This is a genomic window from Streptomyces sp. SID5910 (assembly GCF_009862125.1).
Lineage (GTDB): Bacteria > Actinomycetota > Actinomycetes > Streptomycetales > Streptomycetaceae > Streptomyces.
On record NZ_WWHX01000755.1, the window covers coordinates 1 to 2,202 of the forward strand.

Sequence of the window (2,202 nt, forward strand, 5' to 3'; positions counted from 1 at the left end):
CGGCACCGCTCACCCGCGGCCCGCGGCCCGCGGCCTCACGCGCGCCGCAGGCGCCACACGTTGTCGTCGCGGTGGCCCTCGGTGCCCTCCGGGGAGGTGCTCGGCCGGCGGACGGTCTCCTTGGTCAGGACGGTCCACTCGCCCGCCGGCAGCGCGAGCTCGTCGAGGAGCGAGTCCGGGGTGGGGAAGACCGCCTCGAAGGGCGGTTCGGTCTGCCACGTGGGCCAGGCGGCGTGCATGACGACCAGCAGGGTGCCGCCCTCCGCGACGGCGCCGGCCGCGGCGCGGAGGACCGCCCGCTGGTCGAGGGGCACCGGTGACTGGAGGTACTGCGCGCTCACCAGGTCGAAGGAGCCCTCGGGGAACGAGCGTCCCAGCTCGTGGCGCTCCCAGGAGACGCGGTCGCCGACCCCGGCGTCGGCGGCGTGCACGGCCGCGCGTTCGAGGGCCGTGGCGGAGATGTCCACGCCGGTGACGCGCCAGCCGCGTCCGGCCAGCCAGACGGCGTCGGCGCCCTCGCCGCAGCCCAGGTCGAGCGCGGTGCCGGGGGCGAGGTCCCCGGCCTCCCGGACCAGGAGGGCGTTGGGGCGGCCGCTCCAGACGCGGTCGGTGTCGCGGTAGCGGGCCTCCCAGAAGTCGGCGGCCGGGGCGGGTGCGGGCGTGTCGGTCATGCGTGCCTCCTGGAGAGCGGACACAGTCGTCTGCGCGGCCGGGTCCGCGAGGTGCGCGGCCCGTCCTGTGCCAGGCTGCACCCGCCCGCACCGGAACGGCGAACGGCCTTGCCGAAACAGCAAGACCGTTCCGCTCCCTCGCGTCAGCGCAGGGCGCCGGAGTCGGCCTCGGAGGAGTCGCCGCCGCGCACCCACACGTTGCGCGCGAAGGGGATGTCGATGCCCGCCTCGTCCAGGGCGTCCTTGACCCGGCGGCGCAGTTCGCGGGTGACGCCCCACTGCTGGAGCGGCACGGTCCTGACCGCGACGCGCACCACGACGCCGTCCGGGTCGAGGGACTGCACGCCCCACACGGACACGTCCTCCAGCAGGAGGTCCGCGAACCTCGGGTCCTCGCGGAGCGCGCGCCCGGCGTCCTCCAGGACGCTGTAGACCGTGTCGAGGTTCGCGTCGTAGGTCACGGCGACGTCCAGGACGGCGCGGGCCCATTCCTGGCTGTCGTTGCGGACGCGCAGGATCTCGCCGTTGCGGATGTGCCACAGACCGCCGTTGAGGTCGCGGACGTGAGTCAGGCGCATGCCGACGTGCTCGACCTCGCCGACGGCCTCCCCGAGGTCGACGGAGTCGCCGACGCCGTACTGGTCCTCGATCATGATCAGCAGGCCGGACAGGTAGTCGGCGACCAGGCTCTGCGCGCCGAAGCCGATCGCCAGGCCGACGACTCCGGCACTGGCCAGCAGCGGGCCGAGCGCGATGCCGACCTGGTCGAGCACCATGGCGACGCCGACCATGAACAGCACGATGGTCACGGCACTGCTGAGCACCGAGCCGATGGTGCGGGCCCGCTGCTCGCGCCGCTGCCTCACCCGGGTCCGGTCGCGGTGCAGTACGGCGGGGCCCCGGCCGGACCAGCGCGTGCGGCTGCGCTCGGAGTCGCCGTTCGACGGTTCCAGTACGCGTTGCACGACCCGCGTGATGGCCCGCTTGGCCACCACGCGCACCACCAGCAGGATCACGACGATGAGCGCGATCCGCAGGGGTACTCCGACCAGTGCGGTGGTGTGGTCGCCCATCCAGTCCGACCAGGAGACCGCCGCCTGCGGTCCCGTGGCCGTGCCGGTGGGTGCGATTGCGTGCGTCATCGCCTCAAGTGCTCCGTTCCTCGGCGCGTACGTCTCTGCCGTCGGCCCCGCCTACCCACGGGCGGCTCGAACATGACACGGGGACAGCTTTCGCGCCTTTCGCGCGATTGACCAGCGAATGCCCTATATGCCAGATGCTCGCGTCATCTTCACGGCGCGCGCACCCATCACGGGCACGGTCCCGGGCACCCGGAAGGGAATCGCTCACACGGAGGGGGACCTGCGGCGTGGTCATCGTTGCCGTCGTGCTGCTGCCCGGACTCGGGCTGCTGCTGTTCACCATGACGTGGCTGGAGGACCGGCTCTTCCGTGACACGGCACCCGCCCGGCACGCCCGGCGCCGACGGCATCTGCGGCTCGTTCCCGGCGGCCGGACCGGTGCGGGGACG

At 73.5% G+C, this 2,202-nt stretch carries 2 protein-coding genes; both read right to left on the bottom strand.

All coding sequences use genetic code 11. The features are described 5' to 3' along the window. Positions 1 to 35: 35 nt before the first annotated feature. Positions 36 to 671 carry a class I SAM-dependent methyltransferase gene (locus GTW67_RS26520; protein ID WP_161167307.1) on the bottom strand — a complete coding sequence of 212 codons (636 nt, stop codon included), beginning with the start codon at positions 669 to 671 and terminating at the stop codon, positions 36 to 38. A 143-nt stretch (positions 672 to 814) separates the two neighbouring features. Continuing rightward, on the bottom strand, positions 815 to 1,813 hold the full coding sequence (locus GTW67_RS26525) for a mechanosensitive ion channel family protein (protein ID WP_161167308.1): 999 nt from the start codon (positions 1,811 to 1,813) through the stop codon (positions 815 to 817). Positions 1,814 to 2,202 lie beyond the last annotated feature (389 nt).